This is a genomic window from Cupriavidus sp. CPT47-8839-RL05A (assembly GCF_058792255.1).
In genome coordinates, this window is record NZ_JBYTEG010000009.1 from 206,792 (window position 1) to 233,368 (window position 26,577).

The 26,577-nt window shown below is 66.7% G+C and carries 24 protein-coding genes; 21 read left to right on the top strand and 3 right to left on the bottom strand.

The genetic code is table 11. The annotated features are described in order from the left end of the window. Window positions 1-19: 19 nt before the first annotated feature. The 12 genes from ubiE (at window position 20) to AC3WVS_RS13550 (ending at window position 12,272) form a co-directional block, all read left to right on the top strand. Window positions 20-751, top strand: a complete 732-nt coding sequence (gene ubiE / locus AC3WVS_RS13495; RefSeq protein WP_010814445.1) for a bifunctional demethylmenaquinone methyltransferase/2-methoxy-6-polyprenyl-1,4-benzoquinol methylase UbiE — start codon at window positions 20-22, stop codon at window positions 749-751. Window positions 752-814: 63 nt separating this feature from the next. After that, window positions 815-1,804, top strand: a complete 990-nt coding sequence (locus tag AC3WVS_RS13500; protein ID WP_492319029.1) for a Tim44 domain-containing protein — start codon at window positions 815-817, stop codon at window positions 1,802-1,804. Between the two features lie 129 nt (window positions 1,805-1,933). After that, window positions 1,934-2,632: a ubiquinone biosynthesis accessory factor UbiJ gene (locus AC3WVS_RS13505; protein WP_492319030.1), complete on the top strand. Its 699-nt coding sequence runs from the start codon at window positions 1,934-1,936 to the stop codon at window positions 2,630-2,632. Window positions 2,633-2,699: 67 nt separating this feature from the next. Further along, a complete protein-coding gene (gene ubiB, locus AC3WVS_RS13510) occupies window positions 2,700-4,277 on the top strand; it encodes a ubiquinone biosynthesis regulatory protein kinase UbiB (protein WP_492319031.1) in 1,578 nt (525 codons plus the stop codon). A 33-nt stretch (window positions 4,278-4,310) separates the two neighbouring features. Beyond that, window positions 4,311-4,931, top strand: a complete 621-nt coding sequence (locus AC3WVS_RS13515; RefSeq protein ID WP_492319032.1) for a methyltransferase domain-containing protein — start codon at window positions 4,311-4,313, stop codon at window positions 4,929-4,931. Window positions 4,932-5,224: 293 nt separating this feature from the next. Continuing rightward, window positions 5,225-6,661 (top strand): high affinity choline transporter 1, encoded by a 1,437-nt coding sequence (locus AC3WVS_RS13520; RefSeq protein ID WP_492319033.1) that lies wholly within the window; start codon window positions 5,225-5,227, stop codon window positions 6,659-6,661. Between the two features lie 164 nt (window positions 6,662-6,825). Beyond that, a complete protein-coding gene (locus AC3WVS_RS13525) occupies window positions 6,826-7,170 on the top strand; it encodes an FmdB family zinc ribbon protein (protein WP_492319034.1) in 345 nt (114 codons plus the stop codon). A 14-nt stretch (window positions 7,171-7,184) separates the two neighbouring features. Beyond that, window positions 7,185-7,907: a DUF502 domain-containing protein gene (locus tag AC3WVS_RS13530; RefSeq protein WP_035822762.1), complete on the top strand. Its 723-nt coding sequence runs from the start codon at window positions 7,185-7,187 to the stop codon at window positions 7,905-7,907. A 66-nt stretch (window positions 7,908-7,973) separates the two neighbouring features. Next, a complete protein-coding gene (gene aspS, locus AC3WVS_RS13535; RefSeq protein ID WP_011614526.1) occupies window positions 7,974-9,782 on the top strand; it encodes an aspartate--tRNA ligase in 1,809 nt (602 codons plus the stop codon). A 212-nt stretch (window positions 9,783-9,994) separates the two neighbouring features. Further along, window positions 9,995-10,906 (top strand): hypothetical protein, encoded by a 912-nt coding sequence (locus AC3WVS_RS13540; protein WP_492319035.1) that lies wholly within the window; start codon window positions 9,995-9,997, stop codon window positions 10,904-10,906. A gap of 98 nt (window positions 10,907-11,004) precedes the next feature. Beyond that, window positions 11,005-11,493, top strand: a complete 489-nt coding sequence (gene nudB, locus AC3WVS_RS13545; protein ID WP_492319036.1) for a dihydroneopterin triphosphate diphosphatase — start codon at window positions 11,005-11,007, stop codon at window positions 11,491-11,493. Then, window positions 11,490-12,272 carry an endonuclease/exonuclease/phosphatase family protein gene (locus tag AC3WVS_RS13550; protein ID WP_492319037.1) on the top strand — a complete coding sequence of 261 codons (783 nt, stop codon included), beginning with the start codon at window positions 11,490-11,492 and terminating at the stop codon, window positions 12,270-12,272. Before nudB ends, AC3WVS_RS13550 begins: the two co-directional genes overlap by 4 nt. A 2-nt stretch (window positions 12,273-12,274) precedes the next feature. Here AC3WVS_RS13550 and mobB read toward each other — a convergent pair whose 3' ends face one another. Then, window positions 12,275-12,790, bottom strand: coding sequence for a molybdopterin-guanine dinucleotide biosynthesis protein B (gene mobB / locus AC3WVS_RS13555; RefSeq protein WP_010813932.1), 516 nt, complete (start codon window positions 12,788-12,790; stop codon window positions 12,275-12,277). 92 nt (window positions 12,791-12,882) lie between these two features. Here mobB and clsB point away from each other — a divergent pair, with 92 nt between their 5' ends. The 7 genes from clsB (at window position 12,883) to AC3WVS_RS13590 (ending at window position 22,641) form a co-directional block, all read left to right on the top strand. Further along, entirely contained in the window at window positions 12,883-14,226 is a 1,344-nt protein-coding gene (gene clsB / locus AC3WVS_RS13560; RefSeq protein WP_492319070.1) for a cardiolipin synthase ClsB, read from the top strand. Window positions 14,227-14,588: 362 nt separating this feature from the next. Then, window positions 14,589-15,179, top strand: coding sequence for a TetR/AcrR family transcriptional regulator (locus AC3WVS_RS13565; protein ID WP_026201385.1), 591 nt, complete (start codon window positions 14,589-14,591; stop codon window positions 15,177-15,179). A gap of 76 nt (window positions 15,180-15,255) precedes the next feature. Further along, on the top strand, window positions 15,256-17,043 hold the full coding sequence (locus AC3WVS_RS13570; protein ID WP_492319038.1) for an acyl-CoA dehydrogenase C-terminal domain-containing protein: 1,788 nt from the start codon (window positions 15,256-15,258) through the stop codon (window positions 17,041-17,043). Between the two features lie 76 nt (window positions 17,044-17,119). Beyond that, window positions 17,120-19,543, top strand: a complete 2,424-nt coding sequence (locus AC3WVS_RS13575; RefSeq protein WP_492319039.1) for a 3-hydroxyacyl-CoA dehydrogenase/enoyl-CoA hydratase family protein — start codon at window positions 17,120-17,122, stop codon at window positions 19,541-19,543. A 21-nt stretch (window positions 19,544-19,564) separates the two neighbouring features. Beyond that, on the top strand, window positions 19,565-20,764 hold the full coding sequence (locus AC3WVS_RS13580; protein ID WP_037025321.1) for an acetyl-CoA C-acyltransferase: 1,200 nt from the start codon (window positions 19,565-19,567) through the stop codon (window positions 20,762-20,764). Window positions 20,765-20,876: 112 nt separating this feature from the next. Beyond that, window positions 20,877-21,833: a DegV family protein gene (locus AC3WVS_RS13585; protein ID WP_492319040.1), complete on the top strand. Its 957-nt coding sequence runs from the start codon at window positions 20,877-20,879 to the stop codon at window positions 21,831-21,833. Window positions 21,834-21,864: 31 nt separating this feature from the next. Then, entirely contained in the window at window positions 21,865-22,641 is a 777-nt protein-coding gene (locus AC3WVS_RS13590) for an enoyl-CoA hydratase (protein WP_492319041.1), read from the top strand. A 184-nt stretch (window positions 22,642-22,825) separates the two neighbouring features. On the opposite strand, the gene AC3WVS_RS13595 is transcribed toward AC3WVS_RS13590, so the two are convergent. Then, window positions 22,826-23,197 carry a PAAR domain-containing protein gene (locus AC3WVS_RS13595; RefSeq protein WP_492319042.1) on the bottom strand — a complete coding sequence of 124 codons (372 nt, stop codon included), beginning with the start codon at window positions 23,195-23,197 and terminating at the stop codon, window positions 22,826-22,828. Here AC3WVS_RS13595 and AC3WVS_RS13600 point away from each other — a divergent pair. Further along, on the top strand, window positions 23,139-23,753 hold the full coding sequence (locus AC3WVS_RS13600) for a type VI secretion system amidase effector protein Tae4 (protein ID WP_492319071.1): 615 nt from the start codon (window positions 23,139-23,141) through the stop codon (window positions 23,751-23,753). The genes AC3WVS_RS13595 and AC3WVS_RS13600 overlap by 59 nt on opposite strands. Before the next feature lie 398 nt (window positions 23,754-24,151). Here the strand turns inward: AC3WVS_RS13600 and AC3WVS_RS13605 are convergent, their stop codons facing one another. Further along, window positions 24,152-24,556, bottom strand: a complete 405-nt coding sequence (locus tag AC3WVS_RS13605; RefSeq protein ID WP_037025319.1) for an acyl-CoA thioesterase — start codon at window positions 24,554-24,556, stop codon at window positions 24,152-24,154. Window positions 24,557-24,664: 108 nt separating this feature from the next. On the opposite strand from AC3WVS_RS13605, the gene AC3WVS_RS13610 reads away from it, so the two are divergent. Next, window positions 24,665-26,563 carry an ABCB family ABC transporter ATP-binding protein/permease gene (locus tag AC3WVS_RS13610; protein WP_492319043.1) on the top strand — a complete coding sequence of 633 codons (1,899 nt, stop codon included), beginning with the start codon at window positions 24,665-24,667 and terminating at the stop codon, window positions 26,561-26,563. The last annotated feature ends 14 nt before the right edge of the window (window positions 26,564-26,577 follow it).

A 26,577-nucleotide genomic window follows, 5' to 3' on the forward strand; every position in this document is an offset into this window, starting at 1 on the left:
TTACCCTGGAGTCTGAAAGATGAGTGAAACCCACTTCGGGTTTGAAAAGGTCGACGAAGCGGAAAAGGCCGACAAGGTTGCCGGCGTGTTCCATTCGGTGGCGAGCAAGTACGACGTGATGAACGACCTGATGTCGGGCGGCATGCACCGGCTCTGGAAGATGTTCACCATCGCCCAGGCCGGCGTGCGCCCCGGCCACAAGGTGCTGGACATCGCCGGCGGCACCGGCGACCTGGCCAAGGCGTTCGCGAAGCAGGCCGGTCCGACCGGAGAGGTCTGGCTGACCGACATCAACGAGTCGATGCTGCGCGTGGGCCGCGACCGGCTGCTGAACAAGGGTATCGTCACCCCGGTGTGCCTGTGCGACGCCGAGCGCATCCCGTTCCCGGACAACCATTTCGACCTGGTGACCGTGGCCTTCGGCCTGCGCAACATGACGCACAAGGATGCCGCGCTGGCCGAGATGCGCCGCGTGGTCAAGCCGGGCGGCAAGGTCATGGTGCTGGAGTTCTCCAAGGTGTGGAAACCCCTGGAGAAGGCCTACGACGTCTATTCTTTCAAGGTGCTGCCGTGGCTGGGTGAGCGGGTGGCAGGGGATGCCCCCAGCTATCGCTATCTCGCGGAATCGATCAGAATGCATCCAGACCAGGCTTCACTTGTACGCTTGATGGAACATGCCGGCCTGGAAAATGTCGAATACTTCAATCTGACGGCCGGAGTGGTGGCGCTCCACGTCGGGCGCAAGTATTAAGAAGACTTGAAATCGCCATGCCTCGCCCGCATATAGGGTGAAACTGACAGGGGATAGCAGAATATGTCGTCATTTCGTGGAAAATTCCTGGTTGGGTCGCTGATTACCGCGATTGCCTTGGGAGTGATGTTCGACGCCAATGCCAAGCGCATGGGCGGTTCGCGCAGCATCGGCAAGCAATCCGAGTCGGTCACGCAGCGCCAGCAGGCGCCGCAGCCCACTTCGCCCACCCAGCAGGCGCAGCAGCCCGCACAACAGGCGGCTCCGGCAACGGCCGGTGCAGCCGGCGCGGCCGCGGCCGCGGCGCCCAAGCGCAACTGGGGCGGCATCCTGGGCGGCATCGCCGCCGGCCTGGGTATCGGCTGGCTGCTGTCGCACTTCGGCCTGGGCGGCGCGGCGCTGAGCTTCCTGTCCAACCTGATCCTGATCGCGCTGGTGGCGTTCGCCGCGATCTGGCTGATCCGCAAGTTCCGTGGCGGCAGCAAGCGCACCCAGCAGCCGGCCTACGCCGGCGCCGGCAACGCGCCGAACCTGGGCCGCAACGCCGAGCCCATGTTCCGCGGCGAGCCGACGCCTGTGTCGTCGGGTAGCCCGGCAGGCCCGGCCGCCAATACGGTACTGCCGGCAGCATCGGCAGCCCCGGTCGCGGCCGATGCGGTGGCCCAGCAGCCGTGGGGCGTGCCGGCCGACTTCGATACCGAAGCCTTCCTGCGCAACGCCAAGGTCCACTTCGTGCGCCTGCAGGCCGCGTGGGATGCCGGCAACCTGGACGACATCCGCGAGTTCACCACGCCGGAGATGTTCGCCGAGATCAAGATGGACCTGGCCGACCGCGGCGCCGAGGTCAACAAGACCGACGTGGTCACGCTCGAAGCCCAGCTGCTCGGCATCGAGTCGGCCGCGGCCCAGCATATCGCCAGCGTGCGCTTCTCGGGCATGATCCGCGAGAAGTCCGGCGAGGCGGCCCAGCCGTTCGGCGAGGTCTGGAACCTGGCCAAGCCTGCCAGCGGCACCGGCGGCTGGCTGCTGGCCGGCATCCAGCAAGAGTCCTGATGCCGCACCCCGCGGCGGTGATGCGCCGGGGGGAGTAGCTTAGAATGGAGGCCCACGCGAAAGCGTGGGCCTTTTTTGTTTGGGACGCCCGACCTGCGGCGTCGCTGCCTGCCCGCCAACCGCGCTGTCATGAATACTCTGCCTTCCGCCCTGGCCATGCCCGCCATCTCGGCGCTGAACCACCTGCTTGAGCAGGAGCCGTGGGCCCGCAACCAGCTCACGCCGTTTGCCGGGCGCGTGATCCGCTTCGATGCGGCCGCCTTCGTGCTGTCGCTGAAGGTGACGGAGCACGGCTGCACCGAACCGGCGCCCGAGGCCGAGGCGCCCGCGGTGACGCTGCGCGTGCCGGTGCAGCAGTGGCCGCTGGTGGCCGCCGACGTGGCCGAAGGCGGCCAGGCCGCCGCCATGCGCCATGTCCGTATCGAGGGCGACGCCGAGCTGGCCAACACCGTCTCGACGCTGGCGCGCAACCTGCGCTGGGACGCCGCCGAAGACCTGTCGCGCGCGCTGCGCGGCATCCTGGGCGGGCCCGTCAGCGACAGCGTGGCGCAGCGCATGGTCGACGGCGCGCGCCAGGTGCATGAGCAGGCCACGCGCGTTGGCCGCGCCCTGGTCGACAACGTCACCGACTACCTGCTGGACGAGCATCCGACTCTGGTGCGCCACGCCGCGCTCGATGCCTTCGGCACCGACGTGGGCCGGCTGCGCGACAGCCTGGCCCGGCTCGAAAAACGATTGGAGCGGCTGGAGCGCGCCGGCCCGCGGCCGGCTTCCGGACAGTCGGGCCAGTCGGGCCAGTCCGGCAAGCTGCCGTCGCCGCACCGCTGAGCCGGCCGCGCCCCGATCCCATCCACCAACAACATGACTGCCTGCCCGGCCCTGTGAAGACTCCCGAATGACCCGCCTCCTGCGCCTTGGCAAGATTCTCTTCGTCATCCTCTATTACGGCCTGGACGAGCTGGTGCTCTCGGGCTTCAGCAGCCGCAGGATCCGCTTCCTGGTGCGCGTCATCACCATCGGGCGCAAGCTCGAGATGCCGCGCGGCGAGCGCCTGCGGCTGGCGCTGACGCGGCTGGGCCCGATCTTCGTCAAGTTCGGCCAGGTGCTGTCGACCCGGCGCGACCTGATGCCGGCGGACATTGCCGACGAACTGGCCAAGCTGCAGGACCAGGTGCCGCCGTTCGATTCGGTGGTGGCGGTGAAGATCATCGAGCGCGCGCTGGGGCGGCCGCTGGACCAGCTGTTCGAGACCTTCGAGCACCAGCCGGTGGCCAGCGCCTCGATTGCGCAGGTGCACTTCGCCACGCTCAAGGGTGGCCCCTGCCACGGCCGCGAGGTCGCGGTGAAGGTGCTGCGCCCGGGCATGCTGCCGGTGATCGACAGCGACCTGGCGCTGATGCGCGACATGGCGACCTGGATGGAACGCTTCTGGGCCGACGGCAAGCGCCTGAAGCCGCGCGAGGTGGTGGCCGAGTTCGACAAATACCTGCACGACGAGCTCGACCTGATGATCGAGGCGGCCAACGCCAGCCAGCTGCGCCGCAATTTTTCCGACTCCAGCCTGCTGCTGGTGCCCGAGGTGTTCTGGGACTGGTGCAGCAGCACCGTGTTCGTGATGGAGCGCATGCACGGCATCCCGATCTCGCGCACCGAGTCGCTCAAGGCCGCCGGCGTGGACATGCACCTGCTGGCGGAAGAGGGCGTCGAGATCTTCTTCACCCAGGTGTTCCGCGATGGTTTCTTCCATGCCGACATGCATCCGGGCAATATCCTGGTGTCGGTGCAGCCCGAGACCTTCGGCCGCTATATCGCGCTGGACTTCGGCATCGTCGGCGCGCTGTCCGAGTTCGACAAGAACTACCTGGTGCAGAACTTCATCGCCTTCTTCCGGCGCGACTACCACCGCGTGGCGCTGCTGCACGTGGAGTCCGGCTGGGTGCCGCCCGACACCCGCATCGAAGAGCTGGAAAGCGCGGTGCGCGCCTGCTGCGAGCCGTACTTCGACAAGCCGCTCAAGGAAATCTCGCTGGGCATGGTGCTGATGCGCCTGTTCCAGACCTCGCGCCGCTTCAATGTCGAGATCCAGCCGCAGCTGGTGCTGCTGCAGAAGACGCTGCTCAATATCGAAGGCCTGGGCCGCCAGCTCGACCCCGACCTGGACTTGTGGAAGACCGCCAAGCCTTTTCTGGAACGCTGGATGCACGAGCAGGTGGGCTGGAAGGGCGCCTGGGAGCGGGTCAAGGTGGAGGCGCCGCTGTGGGCCAAGATGCTGCCCGACTTCCCGCGCCTGGCGCACCAGTTCCTGGAGCGGCGCGCGCTGACCAGCAACGGCGAGCAGGACAAGCTGCTGGCGATGCTGGTGGTGGAGCAGCGCCGCACCAACCGGCTGCTCGGCACCGGGCTGCTGTTGCTGGGCGGCTTTGTCGCCGGCATCGTGCTGACGCATGTGCTGGGCTGGGCGGGCTACTGGTAGCGCACCCCTGGCTGATCCATATTAGAGATGACCATGAGCGACCCTGCCAAGCCCGCGCCGACCTTCGCCACCCGCAACGCCGCCGACCCGGCGTTCTGGGACGAGCGTTTCGAACAGGGCTTCACGCCCTGGGACCAGGGCGGCGTGCCCGAGGAATTCCGGCAGTTCATTGAAGGCCGCGCGCCATGTCCGACCCTGGTGCCAGGCTGTGGCAACGGCTGGGAGGCCGCGTGGCTGTTCGAGCGTGGCTGGCCGGTGACGGCAATCGACTTCTCGCCGCAGGCGGTGGCGTCGGCGCGGCGGACGCTGGGGCCGGCGGGGGTAGTGGTGCAGCAGGGCGATTTCTTTGCCTTCACGCCGCAGCCGGCGTGCGAGCTGATCTACGAACGGGCCTTCTTGTGCGCGTTGCCGCCGGCGATGCGGGCCGACTATGCCGCCCGGGTCGCGCAACTGCTGCCGCCGGGCGGCCTGCTGGCCGGCTACTTCTACCTCGGCGAAAACCGCGGCGGGCCGCCGTTCGCGATGCCGGCCGAGGCGCTGGACGCGCTGCTGGCACCGGCCTTCGAGCGACTGGAGGACCGGCCCTCGGCCGCGCCGCTGCCGGTGTTCCAGGGGCAGGAGCGCTGGCAGGTCTGGCGCCGCCGGTCCGGCTGAGGCAGCCGCCGGCCAGCCCTTGTGGCGCAGGCGATGCTCCGCGTGGCGCATTTGCGCCAGCGGGGAATTTTTTTCGCCCACGCTGGTCTGCGTCGCTATAATCCGCGTTTTGATTCGGCTACGACCGCAGCCCCGGCCGCGTTTTCCGCCCAGCGCGAGAACTCCAGGCAGCTCGATATGCGGCCCCGACCGATGAATTGGACTCCGGGCAGATGCGCGCAAGCAACGTGCACTCATGCGCCGCCCGGCATTCGGTTTTTCGCCACAAGGGCACTTCTGCATAGGGCAGCGGCATGCTGATCTGGTTCGTCATCATCTACTGGGTAATCTCGGTCGGCATCGGCCTGTGGGCGGCGCTGCGCGTACGCAACACCACCGATTTCGCCGTCGCCGGGCGCAGCCTGCCGTTCCATATCGTCACCGCCACCGTCTTTGCCACCTGGTTCGGCTCAGAGACGGTGCTGGGCATCCCCGCCGTATTTCTCAAGGAAGGCCTGTCGGGCGTGGTCTCCGACCCCTTCGGCTCGTCGCTGTGCCTGATCCTGGTGGGCCTGTTCTTCGCCCGGCCGCTGTACCGGATGAACCTGCTGACCATCGGCGACTACTACCACAACCGCTATGGCCGGCTGGCCGAGGTGCTGACCACGCTGTGCATCGTGGTGTCCTACCTGGGCTGGGTGGCGGCGCAGATCAAGGCGCTCGGGCTGGTGTTCTTTACCGTCTCGGACGGCGCGCTGTCGCAGGAGGCCGGCATGATGATCGGCGCGGCCAGCGTGCTGGTCTATACGCTGTTCGGCGGCATGTGGTCGGTGGCCATCACCGACTTCATCCAGATGATCATCATCGTGATCGGCATGCTCTATATCGGCTACGAGGTCAGCGGCCAGGCCGGCGGCGTCACGGCGGTGGTGTCGCACGCGGCCGCGGCCGGCAAGTTCGAGTTCCTGCCATCGCTGGATTTCATACAGATCATCGGCTTTGCGGCGGCGCTGTTCACCATGATGCTGGGCTCGATCCCGCAGCAGGACGTGTTCCAGCGCGTGACCTCGTCGCGCACCGAGCAGATCGCCGGGCGCGCCTCGGTGCTGGGCGGCGTGCTGTACTTCTGCTTCGCCTTCATCCCGATGTTCCTGGCGTATTCGGCCACAATGATCGACCCCGGCATGGTGGCCAAGTACATCGACACCGATTCGCAGCTGATCCTGCCGAAGCTGATCCTGCAGCACGCACCGATGTTCGCCCAGGTGATGTTCTTCGGCGCGCTGCTGTCGGCGATCAAGAGTTGCGCGTCGGCCACGCTGCTGGCGCCGTCGGTGACCTTTGCCGAGAACATCCTGCGCCCGTACTTCCGCCACCTCGACGACCGGCAGTTCCTGCGCGTGATGCAGACCGTGGTGCTGGTATTCACCGCGCTGGTGACGCTGTTCGCGCTCAACTCGCACCTGTCGATCTTCCATATGGTCGAAAATGCCTATAAGGTCACCCTGGTTTCGTCGTTCGTGCCATTGGCCTTCGGCATGTTCTGGAAGCACGCCACCCGCCAGGGCGGGCTGGCGGCGATCCTGCTGGGCCTGTCTTCGTGGCTGACCTGCGAGGTGGCCTTTGCCGATGCCGTGGTGCCGCCGCAAATGGTGGGCCTGCTGTTCTCGATCAGCGGCATGGTGATCGGTTCACTGCTGCCGCAGTGGATTGCAGATCACGCGCCGGTCAAGGAAGTGCATATCGCCTGACGGCCCGGGGTCTGCCACCCCCTCATTTCCGGCGATCAGGCGGCCCCGGAACGGTTTATAATTCAAGGCTTTGCATCGTCGCACGGGAATTTCCCGCGGCCGCCATGGCCCGCGCCGATGTCCGCCTTTGTACCAATTCCGAAGTTTTCTCGCGAAATAACACCATGCCGATCTATGCCTACCGTTGCGACGCCTGCGGCCACGGGCGCGATGTGCTGCAGAAAATGAGCGATGCCCCGCTGACGGACTGCCCGTCGTGCGGCACCGCCGGCGCGTTCAAGAAACAGCTGACCGCTGCTGGTTTCCAGCTCAAGGGCTCGGGCTGGTACGTGACCGACTTCCGCGGCGGCAGCGCCGGCGCGCCGGCAGCGACCGGCGCCGCGGGTGGCGCCACTGCAGCGGCGGCCAGCACCCCGGCGGCGGCTGAATCGCCGGCCAGTCCTGCCACGTCCGCTTCGGCCACGCCCGCGGCAGCTGGCGGCTGCGGCAGCGCCTGCGCCTGCCATTGAGCCGGACCCGCCCCGTGGTTGCCAAGAAGACTTCCGCCCTGAAAACCTGGTTCCTGACCGGGCTGCTGGTGCTGGTGCCGCTGGGCATCACGCTGTGGGTGCTCAGCCTGATCATCGGCACGATGGACCAGAGCCTGGCGCTGCTGCCCGAGGCCTGGCGCCCGGACCGGCTGATGTTCGGCAAGCGCGTGACCGGCCTGGGCGCCATCCTCACGCTGCTGGTGATCCTGCTGGTCGGCCTGCTGGCGCATAACTTCATCGGCCAGCGCCTGGTGCGCTGGTGGGAAGCGCTGCTGGGCCATATCCCGGTGGTGGGCCCGATCTACACCAGCGTCAAGCAGGTCTCGGACACGCTGCTGTCGTCCTCGGGCAATGCCTTCCGCAAGGCGCTGCTGGTGCAGTACCCGCGCGAGGGCTCGTGGACTATCGCCTTCCTGACCGGGCGCCCCGGCGGCGACGTGCAGAACCACCTGCAGGGCGAATACGTCAGCGTCTACGTGCCGACCACGCCGAATCCGACCTCGGGCTTCTTCCTGATGATGCCCAAGGCCGACACCATCGAACTCGACATGACCGTCGACGCCGCGCTCAAGTACATCGTCTCGATGGGCGTGGTGGCACCGGCGGAATTGCCGCGCAAGAACGGCAGCATGTCCCGGCCGGCAGCCCCGGCCAGTCCGGCCAATCCGGCCGGCAGGGCCAGCAGCGAGGAAACGGTCGAGACGACCGATCCTTAAGCATCCAATCTGATCACGGGCCGCCCGATGTGCTTCGGGCGGCCGCGTTTTACCGGGAATCTCCTTATGTCCTCCATGCGTACTCACTACTGCGGTCTGGTGACCGAACAATTCTCGGGCCAGGAAGTGGCCCTGACCGGCTGGGTCCAGCGCCGCCGCGACCATGGCGGCGTGATCTTCATCGACCTGCGCGACCGCGAAGGCCTGGTGCAGGTGGTGTGCGACCCGGACCGCCCCGAGATGTTCAAGGCTGCCGAAGAGATCCGCAATGAGTTCTGCATCCGCGTCACCGGTAAGGTCCGTCCGCGCCCGGCCGGCACCGAGAACGCCAACCTGACCTCGGGCAAGATCGAGGTGCTGTGCCATGAGCTGACCGTGCTGAACCCGTCGGTCACGCCCCCGTTCCAGCTCGACGACGACAACCTGTCGGAAACCACGCGCCTGACGCACCGCGTGCTGGACCTGCGCCGCCCGCAGATGCAGTACAACCTGCGCCTGCGCTACAAGGTGGCGATGGAAGTGCGCAAGTTCCTCGATGCGCAGGGCTTTATCGACATCGAGACCCCGATGCTGGGCAAGAGCACGCCCGAAGGCGCGCGCGACTACCTGGTGCCGTCGCGGGTCAACCCGGGCCACTTCTTCGCGCTGCCGCAGTCGCCGCAGATCTTCAAGCAGATGCTGATGGTCTCCGGCTTTGACCGCTACTACCAGATCACCAAGTGCTTCCGCGACGAAGACCTGCGCGCCGACCGCCAGCCGGAGTTCACGCAGATCGACTGCGAGACCTCGTTCCTGACCGAGCAGGAGATCCGCGACCTGTTCGAGGACATGATGCGCACGGTGTTCAAGAACGCCATCGACGTCGACCTGGACGCCAGGTTCCCGGTGATGGAGTTCCGCGAGGCCATGGCCCGCTTCGGCTCGGACAAGCCTGACCTGCGCGTCAAGCTGGAATTCACCGAGCTGACCGAGGTGATGAAGGATGTCGACTTCAAGGTGTTCTCAAGCCCCGCCAACAGCGACAACGGCCGCGTGGTCGGCCTGCGCGTGCCGGGCGGCGGTGCGATCTCGCGCGGCGAGATCGACGCCTACACCCAGTTCGTCGGCATCTACGGCGCCAAGGGCCTGGCCTGGATCAAGGTCAACGAAGTGGCCAAGGGCCGCGACGGTCTGCAATCGCCGATCGTCAAGAACCTGCACGACGCCGCCATTGCCGAGATCCTCAAGCGCACCGGCGCCCAGGACGGCGACATCATCTTCTTCGGCGCCGACAAGGCCAAGGTGGTCAACGACTCGATCGGCGCGCTGCGCCTGAAGATCGGCCACTCTGACTTCGGCAAGGCCAACGGCCTGTTCGAAGACACCTGGAAGCCGCTGTGGGTGGTCGACTTCCCGATGTTCGAGTACGACGAGGAAGACGCGCGCTGGGTGGCCATGCACCACCCGTTCACCAGCCCCAAGGACGAGCACCTGGAATACCTGGAGACCGACCCGGGCAAGTGCCTGGCCAAGGCCTACGACATGGTGCTGAACGGCTGGGAAATGGGCGGCGGCTCGGTGCGGATCTTCCGTTCGGACATCCAGAGCAAGGTGTTCCGCGCGCTCAACATCAATGACGACGAAGCCCGCGCCAAGTTCGGCTACCTGCTGGACGCGCTGCAGTACGGCGCGCCCCCGCACGGCGGCCTGGCCTTCGGCCTGGACCGCATCGTCACGATGATGGCCGGCGCCGACTCGATCCGCGACGTGATCGCCTTCCCGAAGACCCAGCGCGCCCAGGACCTGCTGACCCAGGCTCCGAGCTCGGTCGACGAGAAGCAACTGCGCGAACTGCACATCCGCCTGCGCGCCACGGAGCCCAAGCCGACGGCCTGAGTTGCCCGGAGCCCGCAAGGAAGCCGCGCGATTGCGCGGCTTTTTTGCTTTATGCGCAACGTCGGGTCGCCTGCGCTGTGAGGCGCGCGGCGCATTGGTTTCGATTTGTTACCGGTCGGAACGAAGGGCGCCGCGGCGGGGTCTGCTCTCTTTGACACGTAATTTGCCGAGCGGCCTCGCAATGAAGGCTTCCGGCACTCGGGAGGAAATTCGTGACCCTGGATATCGACCTGATCCGCCAGTTCCTGCTGGCCCATGACCAAACCATCCTGACCTGGCTGGTGGCCGGACTGGTGATGATGCTGCTGGCACGCTTCGAGCTGCGCCGCGCCGTGCGCCGCTCGGCGCAGGCCATGTCTGAATCGGTGGCCACCACGGTGGCCGCCTGCGTGCCCGACATCGCCCATGCGGTGCAGTCGGCCACGCCCGCCGCGGCGGCCGAGCCGGTGGAAATGCAGCGCGCCGAAGCGCTGCGCCGGCTGGCGCTGGATACCGTCGGCGTGGTCATGACGCGCGGGCGCTGGCTGGACGAGCTCGGCAACCTGCGCCTGGCTGATGACGCCTTGCTGGCCGGCCAGCGCGCCGACGGCGCCGACCCGCTGCTGGTGGTGGCGCCGCAGCCGGTGGTGCAGGCCTACCTGGATGCGCAGCGCGTGTTCGAGGACGAGGCCGCGCAGGTGCAGGCACTGCGCCGCGACGCCCAGCGCGTGCAGGAGGCGCTGCAGGCCCTGGACGCGGAGGTTGCCCATATCGAGCAGGAAACCGGCAGCATCGTGCTGCGTTTCGAGCAGGTCAACGCGCAGGCGGCGCAGGGCATGGACGGCGGCGATTACCAACGCTTCCTGATCCAGAAGTACAACTCGCTGGGACAGCGCGAGAAGGAAATCGCGCTGGAGCGCACGCGGCTGCAGGGCGAGGTCCGGCACCGCGCCGACGCCCTGGCCACGCACGCGCATGGCGCGTCCAAGCGCTACCGCCAGGCGCTGGCGCCGCTGATGGACCAGCTGCGTGCGGCCTGGGGCCACGGCGATTCGCCCCAGGTGTTCGACACCTGGCAGCGCACCGCCGCCGACGAGCCGTACCTGGCACCCCGTGCCACCTATGGCGCGCGCAGCGCCGCCTGAAGGCTGCCGCGGGCCGCCTCGGGCGTGCGCCGCCACGCTTTCGCGTGGCAACGTGGCGCGGCTGCGCTATCCTTGGGTTTGTCCTTTCGCCCAGACCCATGTCCTACAAGATCCCGGAATCCGTGCTGGTGGTGATTTTCACGCCAGATCTTCAAGTCTTGCTGCTGGAACGCGCCGATCGCCCGGGGTTCTGGCAGTCCGTGACCGGCAGCCTCGACACCCTGGACGAACCCCTGGCCCTGACCGCCGCGCGTGAAGTGGCCGAGGAAACCGGCATCATCGCCGGCGAGCACCAGCTGACCGACTGGGCCCACACCATCCAGTACGAGATCTACCCGCAGTGGCGCCACCGCTATGCCGAAGGCGTCACGCGCAATACCGAGCACTGGTTCGGGCTGCGTGTGCAGCAGGCGCTGCCGGTGACGCTGGCGCCACGCGAACATCTGCAATACCAGTGGCTACCGTGGGAGCAGGCCGCGCAGCAATGCTTTTCCAGCAGCAATGCCGAGGCCATCCGCCAGCTCGCCTGGCGCGCGGCCGGGGCTGGCGCTGGCGAGCGGCAGGCGGTGTACGGAGCGCAGCCATGAAGCTGCGCGTGGTCACCTACAACATCCACAAGGGAGTGACCGGCATCTCGCGGCGCCCGCGCATCCAGAACGTGCGCGCCGGCCTGCATGCGATGGATGCGGACATCGTCTTCCTGCAGGAAGTGCAGGACCGCAACGACCGGCTGGTGGCCGCGGCGCTGTTTGATCCGGAGCATACGCAGCTCAACTACCTGGCCACTGACGCCTATCCGCATTCGGTCTACGGCCGCAACGCGGTCTATGACTACGGCCATCACGGCAACGCGATCCTGTCGCGCCACCCGATCCTGATGTCCGAAAACCTCGATATTTCTGACCACCGTTTCGAGCAGCGCGGGCTGCTTCATGCGGTGGCGGATGTGCACGGGGTGGAAACCCACTTGATCTGCGTGCATTTCGGCCTGTTCGCGCGCAGCCGCGTACGCCAGGCCGAGGCCCTGGTGGAGCGTGTGCGCACCGTGGTGCCGGCCGGCATGCCGCTGGTGATCGCCGGCGACTTCAACGACTGGAACCACCGGCTCGATGCGCAGATCTGCAATACGCTGGGCGCGGTCGAGGCCTCGCACGCGCGCGGCGCGCGGCTGCATACCTTCCCCAGCCATATGCCGTGGTGGCAGCTCGACCGCATCTATGTGCGCGGCTATGAGATCGAGCGCGCGCATGCGCTGACCGGCCGCGACTGGGCGCAGCGCTCGGATCACGTGCCGCTGGTGGCGGAACTGGGGCATCCGCAGGGCGAGCTGGCCATGCCCGCGGAGCCCGCCGGCAAGGCCGCCTGAACTCAGCGCGCGCTGTCCGGATAGTCGCGGATGAAGGCGAACACCGCCTGCGGGTCGTTCAGGTCCAGCACCGGCAGCGCGGTCATGGCAGCGACCGCGGCAGGGTCGTCGCTTGCCACCGCCACCACGCCCGGCACCTCGTCCCACAGCGGCGTGCGCCCCAGTGCCGGGCGATATACCTCCAGCTTGGGAAAATCACTGCGCTTGTAGCCCTCCACCAGCACCAGTTCGGTGTCGGCCGGCAGCACGGCGAGCGCATCGTCCAGTTCGGGCGAGGGCACCGCTTCCGGGTAGTGGCGCATCAGCGTCAGGTGGCGCGCGCCGACCAGCACGACATTGGCGCAGCCGGCCTCGCGCATGCGCCAGGAGTCCTTGCCGGGCGTGTCGGGGTCAAAGCCGTGATGGGTATGCTTGACGCCGGCCACGCGCAGGCCGGCGGCGACGAAACAGGGGATGAGCTGGTCCAGCAGCGTGGTCTTGCCGCTGCCGGACGATCCGGTAATGCCGAATACCTTCACAATGGGTTCCGTGGGGGCGTCAGTCGTCGATTGCCCGTCGCTGGCTGCGCGGGCAAGCATCAGTCTCGACGATAGCAGAGATGCGCCTGCCAATGTGCGCGCGGCGCCTTGCGCCCGGCAATCTGTCCGATAATCACGGCATGTCACGGATCTCCCACTCCGCTCATGCCGACACCAGCGCGCACGACTCCGCCGCGGCCGGCGACCACGCGCCGCGCCGCCACATGCTGCGCTGGACCTGGCGCCGCGGCAAGCCCACCACCGGCAATGCGGTGCGGCTGCTGCACGGCGGCCAGGACTTCTTCCCCGCGCTGATCGCCGCCATCGACCAGGCCGCGTTCCAGGTGATGCTGGAAACCTACATCTATGCCGATGACGAAGTCGGCCGCGCGGTCAGCGACGCGCTGATCCGCGCCGCCGCGCGCGGCGTGACCGTGCGCGTGACCGTGGACGGATTCGGCGCCGGCGACATGCCCGCCGCGCTGGCCGCGCGGCTGCGCGCCGGCGGCGTGCAACTGCGCGTGTTCCGCATGCTGCGCGGCTTCCGGCTGGCGCGGCGCCACCTGCGCCGGCTGCACCGCAAGCTGGCGGTGATCGACCGGCGCGTGGCTTTCGTCGGCGGAATCAATATCATCGACGACCACAACCACGGCCCGTTCGAAGGCGCCAACCTGGGGCCGCGCTATGACTTCGCGGTGCAGGTCGGCGGCCCGCTGGTGGACGGCATCGCGCTGTCCGCCGAGCGGCTCTGGTGGCGCTTGTCGCTGCGCGATATGCACGGCACCGAACGCGCCGCCGCGGTGGCCGACTACCCGCTCGTCACCGACCTGCCGCCGCGCCCGGAAGCCGCGGGCGGCGTACGCGCCGCGCTGCTGCTGCGCGACAACCTGCGCAACCGCCGCACCATCGAGCGCGAATACCTGCGCGCGCTGGGCGCCGCGCGCCACGACGTGATCCTTGCCAACGCCTACTTCCTGCCTGGCCACAAGATGCGGCGCGCGCTGCTGGCGTGCCGCGCGCGCGGCGTGCGCGTGCGGCTGCTGCTGCAGGGGCGGGTCGAATACCGGCTGCAGCACTACGCCACCCATGCGCTGTATGCCTCGCTGCTGGAGGCCGGCGTCGAGATCTACGAGTATGCCGAGAGCTTCCTGCACGCCAAGGTGGGCGTGGTCGACGAGGCCTGGGCCACGGTCGGGTCGAGCAATATGGACCCGTTCAGCCTGCTGCTCGCGCGCGAAGCCAACGTCGCCGTTTATGATGCGGCCTTCGCTGCTGAACTGCGCACCGCGCTGGAATACGCCATTGCGCACCGCAGCGTGCGCGTGATGCCGGAGGTGCATGCGCGCCGCTCGCCGCTGCACCGGCTGGCCAACTGGGCGGCCTATATGCTGCTGCGCCTGGGTGTCGTCATTGCCGGTGTCGCGGGGCGCTACTGAACGATAAGCCGCGAGCGCGGTGTGCGTTTGCTGCCATGCGGCACGGCGCTCGCTGCAACCGGTCGCGGCGCAAGCCATGACCGACATGACGGGCATGCTGCATTGCAGTCCGTTTAGAAACAGCGGTCTAATTAAAAGCTTGATGGTCGGCTGCTGCGCCAGAATAATCTGAACGACCGTTCTTTTTTGGCTTAGACTGCGTGCATTCGCGGTATGCACCGGCAAATCCGCCGGTTCGGCCGCAAGCAAATAATGCAACGTCAGGGTCATACGCGGGGCCGCAGCAGGGCCCCGCAGAACGGAGAAAAAACATGCGACACCAGTCAGCCCGTCTCGAATCCGCCGCCGCCTCCCCCGCGCCAATGCGCAAGGGTGAAATGACGCGCGTGGCGATTCTGGATGCCGCACTGGAATTGTCGTCCCGCGACGGGCTCGAAGGTCTGACCATCGGGCTGCTCGCGGAACGCATGCAGATGAGCAAGAGCGGTGTCTTCGCGCATTTCGGTTCGCGCGAAGACCTGCAGGTGGAGGTGGTGCGGGAGTATCACCGCCGGTTCGAGCAGGAGGTGTTCTATCCCTCGCTGCAGGAGCCGCGCGGCCTGCCCCGGCTGTGGTCGATGGTGCGGCGCTGGATGGAGAAGCGCATCCAGGAAGTGACGACTGGATGCATCTACATCAGCGGCGCCGTGGAGTACGACGACCGTGCCGGCAGCCTGGTGCGTGACGAGCTGGTCAAGAGCGTCACCATCTGGCGGGCAGCGCTCACGCGCGCCATCAACCAGGCGCGGGAGGAAGGGCACCTGCGCGCGGACTGCGATCCGCGCCTGATGCTGTTCGAGATGTACAGCCTTGAACTAGGCTTGCATCATGACGCCCGTTTCCTGCGCCTGCCTGACAGTGCCGAGCTTGCCATGGTCGCGCTCAACAAGCTGATTCAGTCTTACCGTACCTGAGGTCGCCCCGGTCGGACCGTATCGCGCAAGCGGGACGGGCGGCGTGGCGGCATCGCACAACTCCAAGGAGTCTCAGATGGGCCAGTACACCGCACCGTTGCGCGACATGCAGTTCGTGCTCCATGAACTGCTCGGCGCCGAAGCCGAACTCAAGGCGATGCCGCCGCACGCGGACATCGACGCGGACACCATCAACCAGGTCATCGAGGAAGCCGGCAAGTTCTGCTCGGACGTGGTGTTCCCGCTCAACCAGGTGGGCGACCGCGAAGGCTGCACCTACGTCGGCGACGGCGTGGTCAAGGCCCCCACCGGCTTCAAGGAAGCCTACCAGCAGTACGTCGAGGCCGGCTGGCCGGCGCTGGCGTGCGATCCCGAATTCGGCGGCCAGGGCCTGCCGATCGTGATCAACAATGTGGTCTACGAGATGCTGAACTCGGCCGGCCAGGCCTGGACCATGTACCCGGGCCTGTCGCACGGCGCGTACGAGGCGCTGCACGCGCACGGCACGCCCGCACTGCAGCAGACCTACCTGCCCAAGCTGGTCTCCGGCGTGTGGACCGGCACCATGTGCCTGACCGAGCCGCACTGCGGCACCGACCTCGGCATCCTGCGTTCCAAGGCAGAGCCGCAGGCCGACGGGTCGTACCTGATCTCGGGCACCAAGATCTTCATCTCGGCCGGCGAGCACGACATGGCCGAGAACATCATCCACCTGGTGCTGGCACGCCTGCCGGACGCGCCGGGCGGCACCAAGGGCATCTCGCTGTTCGTGGTGCCCAAGTTCATCCCCGATGCCAACGGCAACCCGGGCGAGCGCAACGGCATCAAGTGCGGCTCGATCGAGCACAAGATGGGCATCCACGGCAACGCCACCTGCGTGATGAACCTGGACGGCGCGCGCGGCTGGATGGTGGGCGAGCCCAACAAGGGCCTGAACGCCATGTTCGTGATGATGAATGCCGCGCGCCTGGGCGTGGGCGCGCAGGGCCTGGGCCTGACCGAAGTGGCGTACCAGAACTCGCTGGCCTACGCCAAGGACCGCCTGCAGATGCGCGCGCTGACCGGCCCGAAGGCGCCGGACAAGCCCGCCGACCCGATCATCGTGCACCCGGACGTGCGCCGCATGCTGCTGACGCAGAAGGCCTACGCCGAAGGCGGCCGCGCCTTCAGCTACTGGACCGCGCTGCAGATCGACCGCGAGCTGTCGCACCCCGACGAAGCCGTGCGCAAGCAGGCCGGCGACCTGGTCGCGCTGCTCACGCCGGTGATCAAGGCCTTCCTGACCGACAACGCCTTCACGTCCACCAACGAGGGCATGCAGGTGTTCGGCGGCCACGGCTATATCGCCGAGTGGGGCATGGAGCAGTATGTGCGCGATGCGCGCATCAACATGATCTACGAAGGCACCAACACCATCCAGGCGCTGGACCTGCTGGGCCGCAAGATCCTGGGCGACATGGGCGCCAGGATGAAGGCCTTCGGCAAGATCGTGCAGGAATTCGTTGAAGCCGAAGGCACTAACGAAGCCATGCAGGAGTTCATCAACCCGCTCGCCGATATTGGCGACAAGGTGCAGAAGCTCACCATGGAAATCGGCATGAAGGCGATGGGCAATGCCGACGAGGTGGGCGCCGCCGCGGTGCCGTACCTGCGCGTGGTGGGCCACCTGGTGTTCTCGTACTTCTGGGCCCGCATGGCCAAGATCGCGCTGGAGAAGGAAGCGAGCGGCGACAAGTTCTACACCGCCAAGCTGGCCACGGCACGTTTCTACTTTGCCAGGCTGCTGCCGGAAACCGCCGCCGAGATCCGCAAGGCGCGCGCTGGTGCGGCAACGCTGATGGCGCTGGACGCAGACCTGTTCTGAGTCGACTCTACGCGTCGTTCCCGGCCGGGAACGACGGCTTCGCATCTGTCTAACGCTCACTAATCCAGGAGCGAGCATGTCCAATTTCATCGTCAAGAAAGTCGCCGTGCTGGGTGCCGGCGTCATGGGGGCGCAGATCGCCGCCCACCTGATCAATGCGCGCGTGCCCGTGGTGCTGTTCGACCTTCCCGCCAAGGAAGGCCCCAAGAACGGCATCGCGCTGCGCGCCATCGAGAACCTGAAGAAGCTCTCGCCCGCGCCGCTGGGCATCAAGGAAGAGGCCGGCCTGATCCAGGCGGCCAACTACGAGGACGACATCGCGCTGCTCAAGGAATGCGACCTGGTGATCGAGGCGATCGCCGAGCGCATGGACTGGAAGCACGACCTGTACAAGAAGGTCGCGCCGCACCTGGCCTCGCACGCGATCTTCGCGACCAACACCTCGGGCCTGTCGATCACAGCGCTGTCCGACGGGTTTGATGCGGACCTGAAGTCGCGCTTCTGCGGCGTGCACTTCTTCAACCCGCCGCGCTACATGCACCTGGTCGAGCTGATCCCGACCGCGACCACGCAGCCGCAGATCCTCGACCAGCTTGAAGCATTCCTGACCACCACGCTCGGCAAGGGCGTGGTGCGCGCCAAGGACACGCCCAACTTCATCGCCAACCGCGTCGGCATCTTCTCGATCCTGGCCGTGTTTGCCGAAGCCGAGAAGTTCGGCATCCCGTTCGACGTGGTCGATGACCTGACCGGCTCCAAGCTGGGCCGCGCCAAGTCCGCCACCTTCCGCACCGCGGACGTGGTCGGCCTGGACACCATGGCGCACGTGATCAAGACCATGCAGGACACCCTGCACGACGACCCGTTCGCGCCGGTGTACAAGACCCCGGCCGTACTCAAGGGCCTGGTCGACGCGGGCGCGCTGGGCCAGAAGACCGGTGCCGGCTTCTACAAGAAGGAAGGCAAGGCCATCAAGGTGCTCGACGCCAAGACCGGCCAGTACGTCGATGCCGGCAAGAAGGCCGACGAGATCGTGGTGCGCATGCTGAAGAAGGATGCGGCCGAGCGCATCAAGCTGCTGCGCGAGTCGACCAACCCGCAGGCGCAGTTCCTGTGGGCGGTGTTCCGCGACGTGTTCCACTACATCGCCGTGTACCTGGAGCAGGTCGCGGGCTCCGCCGCCGACATCGACCTGGCGATCCGCTGGGGCTTCGGCTGGAACTCGGGTCCGTTCGAAGACTGGCAGTCGGCCGGCTGGAAGCAGGTGGCCGAGTGGGTCAAGGAAGACGTGGAAGCCGGCAAGGCGCTGTCGGCTGCGCCGCTGCCGGCATGGGTATTCGAGGGCCCGGTGGCAGAGAACCAGGGCGTGCACGCCGCTGCCGGTTCGTGGTCGCCGGCGACGCAGTCCTTCGTCGCGCGCAGCAAGCTGCCGGTGTACCAGCGCCAGGCATTCCGTGCCGCGATCAAGGGCACTGCCGCGGCCGATCCGCGCAAGGCCGGCCGCACTGTCGAAGAGAACGACGCCGTGCGCATCTGGGTGAGCGAAGGCCAGGACGACGTGCTGGTGGTCTCGTTCAAGAGCAAGATGAACACCATCGGGCCGGACGTGATCGACGGCCTGACCCGCGCCATCGACCTGGCCGAAACCGGCTACAAGGGGCTGGTGGTGTGGCAGCCGACTTCGCTGCAGCTGGGCGCACCGGGTGGCCCGTTCTCCGCCGGCGCCAACCTGGAAGCGGCCATGCCCGCCTTCATGATGGGCGGCGCCAAGGGCATCGAACCGTTCGTGAAGAAGTTCCAGGACGGCATGATGCGCGTGAAGTACGCCTCGGTGCCGGTGGTATCCGCGGCGTCCGGCATTGCGCTGGGCGGCGGCTGCGAGCTGATGCTGCATTCGGCTTCGCGCGTGGCCGCGCTGGAGACGTATATCGGCCTGGTCGAAGTGGGCGTGGGCCTGGTGCCGGCCGGCGGCGGCCTGAAGGAAGCCGCGCTGGCGGCCGCGCGCGCGGCGCAGGCCGCGGGCAGCACCAACATCCTGCAGTTCCTGACCAGCCGCTTCCAGAGCGCGGCCATGGCCAAGGTCTCGGCCTCGGCGCTGGAAGCGCGCCAGATGGGCTACCTGCAGCCGTCCGACAAGATCGTCTTCAACGTGCACGAGCTGCTGTACGTGGCGCAGAACGAAGTGCGCGCGCTGGCCAGCGCCGGCTACCGCGCGCCGCTGCCGACGCTGGTCCCGGTGGCCGGCCGCTCGGGCATTGCCACCATCAAGGCATCGCTGGTCAATATGCGCGACGGCGGCTTTATTTCGGCGCACGACTTCCTGATCGCCAGCCGCATCGCCGAAGCGGTGTGCGGCGGCGACGTCGAGGCCGGCTCGCTGGTGAGCGAGGACTGGCTGCTGGCGCTGGAGCGCAAGGCCTTTGTCGACCTGCTCGGCACCGGCAAGACGCAGGAGCGCATCATGGGCATGCTGCAGACCGGCAAGCCGGTGCGTAACTAACAGGGCAAGCGAGGAACCGACATCATGAAACAACTGCAAGACGCATATATCGTTGCGGCCACCCGCTCGCCGATCGGCAAGGCCCCGAAGGGCGCGTTCAAGAACACGCGCCCGGACGACCTGCTGGCAACCATCCTGAAGGCTGCCGTGGCACAGGTGCCGGACCTGGACCCGAAACTGATCGAAGACGCCATCGTCGGCTGCGCGATTCCTGAAGCGCAGCAGGGCCTGAACGTGGCCCGCATCGGCGCGCTGCTGTCGGGCCTGCCCAATACCGTGGGCGGCATCACCGTCAACCGCTTCTGCGCCTCGGGCGTGAGCGCGGTGGCGATGGCGGCCGACCGCATCCGCGTGGGCGAGTCCGACGTGATGATCGCCGCCGGCGTGGAATCGATGAGCATGGTGCCGATGATGGGCAACTCGCCGTCGATGTCGCCGGAGATCTTCACCCGCGACGAGAACGTGGGCATCGCCTACGGCATGGGCCTGACCGCCGAGAAGGTGGCGCAGCAATGGCAGGTCAGCCGCGAGGACCAGGATGCGTTCTCGCTGGCCTCGCACCAGAAGGCCATCGCGGCGCAGCAGGCCGGCGAGTTCAAGGACGAGATCACGCCGATCGAGATCGTCGAGCGCTTCCCCGACCTCGCCAGCGGCCAGGTGAACGTGAAGTCGCGCACGATCTCGCTGGACGAAGGCCCGCGCCCGGAGACCTCGCTGGAAGGCCTGGGCAAGCTGCGCCCGGTGTTTGCCAACAAGGGCAGCGTCACCGCCGGCAACAGCTCGCAGACCTCTGACGGCGCCGGCGCGCTGATCCTGGTCTCGGAAAAGATCCTCAAGCAGTTCAACCTGGTGCCGCTGGCGCGCTTCGTCTCGTTCGCGGTGCGCGGCGTGCCGCCCGAGATCATGGGCATCGGCCCCAAGGAAGCGATTCCGGCGGCGCTGAAGGCCGCGGGCCTGACCCAGGACCAGCTCGACTGGATCGAACTGAACGAGGCCTTTGCCGCGCAGTCGCTGGCGGTGATGCGCGATCTGCAACTGGATCCGGCCAAGGTCAACCGCATGGGCGGCGCGATTGCGCTGGGCCACCCGCTCGGTGCCACCGGTGCGATCCGTTCGGCCACGGTGGTGCACGCGCTGCGCCGCCATAACCTGAAGTACGGCATGGTGACCATGTGCGTTGGCACGGGCATGGGCGCCGCAGGTATTTTCGAGCGCGTCTAAAACGCGCCTGCGGGACGGCTCCTCGGGGCTGTCCCGCCCTTCTGTCAGGTGAAGAAAGCAGTACCGGGGCTGCCGCCCGCCATGCGGGTCACCAGGTAGGGGAGACAATAATATGCAGGAGACAGCCATCCTGGCCGATGCCGCGTGCGATCTGCCGCGCGACATCATGGCCCAGCTGAAGGTCCACACCATTCCGTTCCGCATCCGCGCGGGCGAACATTTTGTCGCCGATACGCGCGATGAAGACGCGCTGCCCACGCTCTACCAGCAATACCTGGTTGGCCGCCAGGACCACTACGCCGAATCGATCCCGCTGCTCGAGCGCGAGCTGGAAGAACACCTGCTGCGCAACGTGGTGGCCCATTGCGACCGCGCCATCCTGTTCACCATCGCCAGTTCGCGCAGCAAGCTGTATGCGCATGCCACCGGCGCGGTGATCGGCACCGTGGCGCGCAGCGTGCGCCTGCGCAAGGAAGCCGGGCGCACCGGCCTGTTCGACCTGACCGTGGTCGACACCGGCGCGATCGGGCCGGGCCAGGCACTGATCGTGCGCGAAGCCGCGCGCATGGCCGCCGCAGGCGCCAGCCCGCAAGCGGTGCGGGAAGCGGTCGAGACGCGCCTGCGCGATGCCGCCCATATGTTCCTGGTGCCCGACGAGCTGCTCTACATGTACACGCGCGCGCGCCAGAAGGGCGAGGGCAGCATCACCTGGGGCCGCTATGTGATGGGCAGCGCCTTCAATATCCGCCCGGTGGTGCGCATGCACCGCGGGCACACCGAGGCCATCGCCAGGGCACGCGGCTCCGAGGAGGGTGCGCGCCGCGTGCTGCAGCATGCCGAGCAGTGCATCCGCGGCGGCGACCTGATGGTGCCGGCGATCTCGGTCTGCTATGCCGGCCCGCTCGATGACGTGCGCGCGATGCCAGCCTTCCAGTCGCTGGAGCGCACCGCGCGCGGCCAGGGCGTGGCACTGATGCTGGCGCCGATGAGCCTGACGGTGGCGCTGAATGTCGGCGCGCGCGCGTTCGGGCTGAGCTATCTTTCCGAATCGCCGCCGCCTTTTGAATAACCCCAGCAATGCATCCACAGACGAGGACACCATGAGCATCCGCACCGGCATCGAGCAGGGCATCCTGACCATCGAGTTCGACCGCATCGACAAGAAGAACGCCATCACCGCGGCGATGTACCAGGCCATGGCCGACGCGCTGCGCGCGGCCGAAACCGACCGCAGCGTGCGCGCCATCCTGCTGCGCGGCAAGCCGGAGATCTTTACCGCCGGCAACGACCTGGAAGACTTCATGCAGCGCCCGCCTGCCGGGGGTGAAGGCACTGAGCAGGCGCCGGTGTTCCAGTTCCTCTACCAGATCAGCCACGCCACCAAGCCGATCGTGGCAGCCGTCAGCGGTGCCGCGGTCGGGGTGGGCACCACCATGCTGCTGCATTGCGATCTGGTTTACGCGTCCGATACGGCCAAGCTGTCGCTGCCGTTCGTGCAGCTGGGCCTGTGTCCTGAAGCGGCCTCGAGCCTGCTGCTGCCGCGGCTGGTCGGCTACCAGCGCGCGGCCGAGAAGCTGCTGCTGGGCGAAGCCTTCAGCGCGCAGGAGGCGCTGGAGATCGGGCTGGTGACGCGGGTGCTGCCGGTGGCCGAGCTGCACGACTTTGCGCTGCAGCAGGCGCGCAAGCTGGTAGCCCTGCCGGCGTCGTCGCTGCGCGAGAGCAAGCGGCTGATGAAGGCGGGCGATATGACGGCAGTGGAAAAGCAGATGGCCGACGAGGGCGCGGTGTTCCGGAAGATGCTGGTGGCGCCGGAGGCGAAAGAGGCGTTTGCTGCCTTCTTCCAGAAGCGCAAGCCGGATTTTACGAAGTTCGAGTAAACCTGTCCGATTCGCCCCTCGGTAATGCAATGCCGGGGGGCCCTTTCCTGGCGACTCCACGCTCCTGTATCTCTGGATGGCTGAACCGGTGGGACTAGTCGCCTAATCGACAAAGAAGTATCAGGTTTCGCTGATTGATTCCTTATGGAAGCTCTGGCGCAATGGCGTGCGGTGAAAACCTATCTCATGTTCTCTTGTTAGGCATGCTCGGACCCCTCGCACTGCTTTGCCAGGGCTTCGTCGCCCCAATAGACCGAGTACTCGTCGGCGTTCTCCGTATATACGCGAGGCAGCTTTCCGCTTTCGTCCAGGCGCCCGGCGAACGGAAGACAGGCGGCGGACTGCAACCGCACGCGCAGATGTCACCGCTCAAGGCTTCTTCCTTGCCCTCATCCGTGCTGGGCCAGCGTGGGCCGACGCAGACAATGACTCCCGTTCGCTTGCAGACTGGGCAGTACACCGGATCGCCTTCACGCGCTGTCGGGTTGCCTTCGTAGCTGGTTGGTGGCAGCCTCGGATCCAATCGCGTTAGGACAAATTCGACCCCGGATTCCATCAAGGAGGTATCACTAAAGGCTGTTACATTCGCTGAGCTGTGGACGGCCTATCCGCAAGGCGCACCGTACGTCGATCCAAAGACAGGAGACATACCGCCAGGTTTCGAGAACCAGTGCGCGATTCGCATGAGCGTGACCCTGCACCGGGTCGGCATCGAGATGAAGTCCTTTCGCGGCAAGGGCCAGATTCGCTTGGACGGCAAGCGCACGGCAGTCCTGGCGTCCGAGATGGCGGATTGGCTGCGGCTGAAGCCGCTGGCGGGCATCGGCGCGCCGGAAAACGTCACGGGGGCCGATTGGCAGAAGAAGATCAAGGGGCGCACAGGAATCGTTGCCTTCAAGAGCTACTGGAGGCGGGACGGTGAATCGGCTGGCAATGCGACAGGCGGTCACGTTGACCTGTGGAACGGATCGAGGCTGACCATCAGCAGTGCGCCCGGTGCTATTGCAACAATTGGTCGCAGCTTGGGCTGGGACGCATTGTTTCCCGGCACCCACTACGGGTGGTCGGATCTCGGGCGGTCAACGGAGATACTTTTCTGGGAAATCAAGTGAACAAGCGGCGCATTGCCATCACAGCAGCATTCGTCGGCACTGGTCTGGCCAGTGTTCTCACATGGTCCCGTGTCGATGTTTACCTCTGCGACATGTTCCCGAGCCTGTGCATGCCGCGGCCTGGGACTTGCGTTGGAATCGATATATGCCCTTCTGATATCCGGATGCTACTGGGTTTGATCTTGCTGATACCTGTGCCACCAGCCTTGTTTGGTGTCCTGGGGTTCCTGCTTTGCGCGCGTGTCGATAGAGTCACCGTGCTGGCTGCCGCGCTGGCGGGGGCGGTCCTCGCACATTGGGCGGTTGTGTTCACTGTAACCAGGATCATTGCGCTGTAGTGCCAAGGGGGCGGCGCAAATGGACAGGACATTGGAAGGAATGTATTGACCTGCCGCTCCTCAAGCCGACGGCAGCATCCGCGGCTGCCGCGATTCATCCGTCGCCACATACGTCAGCGTGGCCTCCGTCACCTTGACGATCTCATTGCTGTGGCGCATCCGTTGCGCGTAGACCTCGACCGACACCGTGATCGAGGTACGGCCGGTCTTGACGATGTCCGCATAAAAGCTGACCAGGTCGCCAACGAACACCGGATGCTTGAACAGGAAGGAGTTGACCGCGACCGTGGCCACGCGGCCCTGGGCGCGTTCCACCGCCGGGATCGAGCCGGCGATATCCACCTGCGCCATGATCCAGCCGCCGAACACGTCGCCGTGCACATTGGCGTCGGCGGGCATGGGCACCACGCGCAGAGCGGGATTCTTGCCGGCGGGCAGGGCGGGGACGGTGTGGGGAGCGTTCATGACGGTGTGTGGTGGACTGCGGAAGGAGGCGGAGCGCGGCGAAAGACCCTTCGCCTGCCACGTAATGCGAACTCTGCGACAATCGCGCATTGGCTCGAATTCTAACGTATGCGCCGCTATTCCACGACCGCTGAGCCGGCCCCCGCTCCTGCTTCAAACACGCTCTTTCCCGGTCAGCGCGCGCCCCGCAGCGACTGGCAGACGGTGCGCAACCTGCTGCCCTATGTCTGGCACTACAAGTGGCGCGTGATGCTGGCGCTGGCGTGCCTGGTGTCGGCCAAGGTGGCCAACCTGGGCGTGCCGGTGCTGATGAAGCAGTTGATCGACAGCATGAACCTGCAACCGGGCGATCCGCGCGCGCTGCTGGCGGTACCGGTGGGGCTGATTGTTGCCTACGGGCTGCTGCGGCTGTCGGCGACGCTGTTCACCGAGTTGCGGGAGATGCTCTTTTCCAAGGTCACGCAGAGCGCGGTGCGCGAGATCGCGCTGCAGGTGTTCCGGCACCTGCACGCGCTGTCGCTGCGTTTCCACCTGGACCGGCAGACCGGCGGCATGAGCCGCGACATCGAGCGCGGCACGCGCGGCATCCAGTCGCTGATCTCGTATTCGCTGTACAGCATCCTGCCCACGCTGGTCGAGATGGGCCTGGTGATCGGCTTCTTTATCCTGCACTACGACATCTGGTTCGCGGCCATCACCGGCTGCGCGCTGGTGGGGTATATCGTCTTCACCATCGTGGTGACGGAATGGCGCACGCATTTCCGCCGCCGCATGAACGAGCTCGATTCGCGCGCCAACCAGAAGGCGATCGATTCGCTGCTCAACTTCGAGACCGTCAAATACTTCGGCAATGAAGAGTACGAGGCGCAGCGCTACGACGAGAACCTGCGCAAGTACCGCACCGCCGCAATCCGCTCGCAGAACTCGCTGTCGTTCCTGAACTTCGGCCAGCAGACCATCATCGCGCTGGGGCTGATCCTGATCCTGTGGCGCGCCACCGTGGGCGTGGTCGACGGCAAGCTCACGCTGGGCGACCTGGTGCTGGTCAACACGCTGATGATCCAGCTCTATATCCCGCTGAACTTCCTCGGCGTGATCTACCGCGAGATCAAGCAGGCCACCACCGACATGGACCGCATGTTCGTGCTGCTGGGCACCAACCAGGAGGTGGCCGACGCGCCCGGCGCGCAGCCGCTGCAGGTCAGCGGCGCGCAGGTGCGCTTCAGCGACGTGCGCTTCAGCTATGAGCCGGACCGGCTGATCCTGGATGGCGTGGATTTCACCATTGCGGCGGGCACCACCACCGCCGTGGTCGGTCACAGCGGCTCGGGCAAGTCGACGCTGGCGCGGCTGTTGTTCCGCTTCTACGACGTCAACGGCGGCGCCATCGAGATCGACGGCCAGGACATCCGCGCGATCACGCAGGACAGCCTGCGCCGCGCCATCGGCATCGTGCCGCAGGACACGGTGCTGTTCAACGACAGCATCTTCTACAACATCGCCTACGGCCGGCCAGACGCCGGCCGCGACGAGGTCATCGCCGCCGCGCGCGCCGCACAGATCGACAGCTTCATCCGCGAGCTGCCGCAAGGCTACGACACCCCGGTGGGCGAGCGTGGCCTGAAGCTGTCCGGCGGCGAGAAGCAGCGCGTGGCGATCGCGCGCACGCTGCTGAAGAACCCGCCGGTGCTGGTCTTCGACGAAGCCACCTCGGCGCTGGATTCACGCACCGAGCAGGCGATCCAGGCCGAGCTGATGCGGCTGGCGCAGAACCGCACCACGCTGCTGATCGCGCACCGGCTGTCCACCGTCGTGCATGCCGACCAGATCCTGGTGATGGACCACGGCCGCGTCGTCGAGCGCGGCACCCATGCCGAGCTGATGCGCGCGCGTGGCCGCTACGCCGAGATGTGGGACATCCAGGCGCGCGCCGCCGCCAAGGGCGGCGAAGCCGTGGGCGCGGATGCACTGGCACTCGACGTGGGCGACGCCACGCAGGACGCCTGACGGGGCTGCATTCT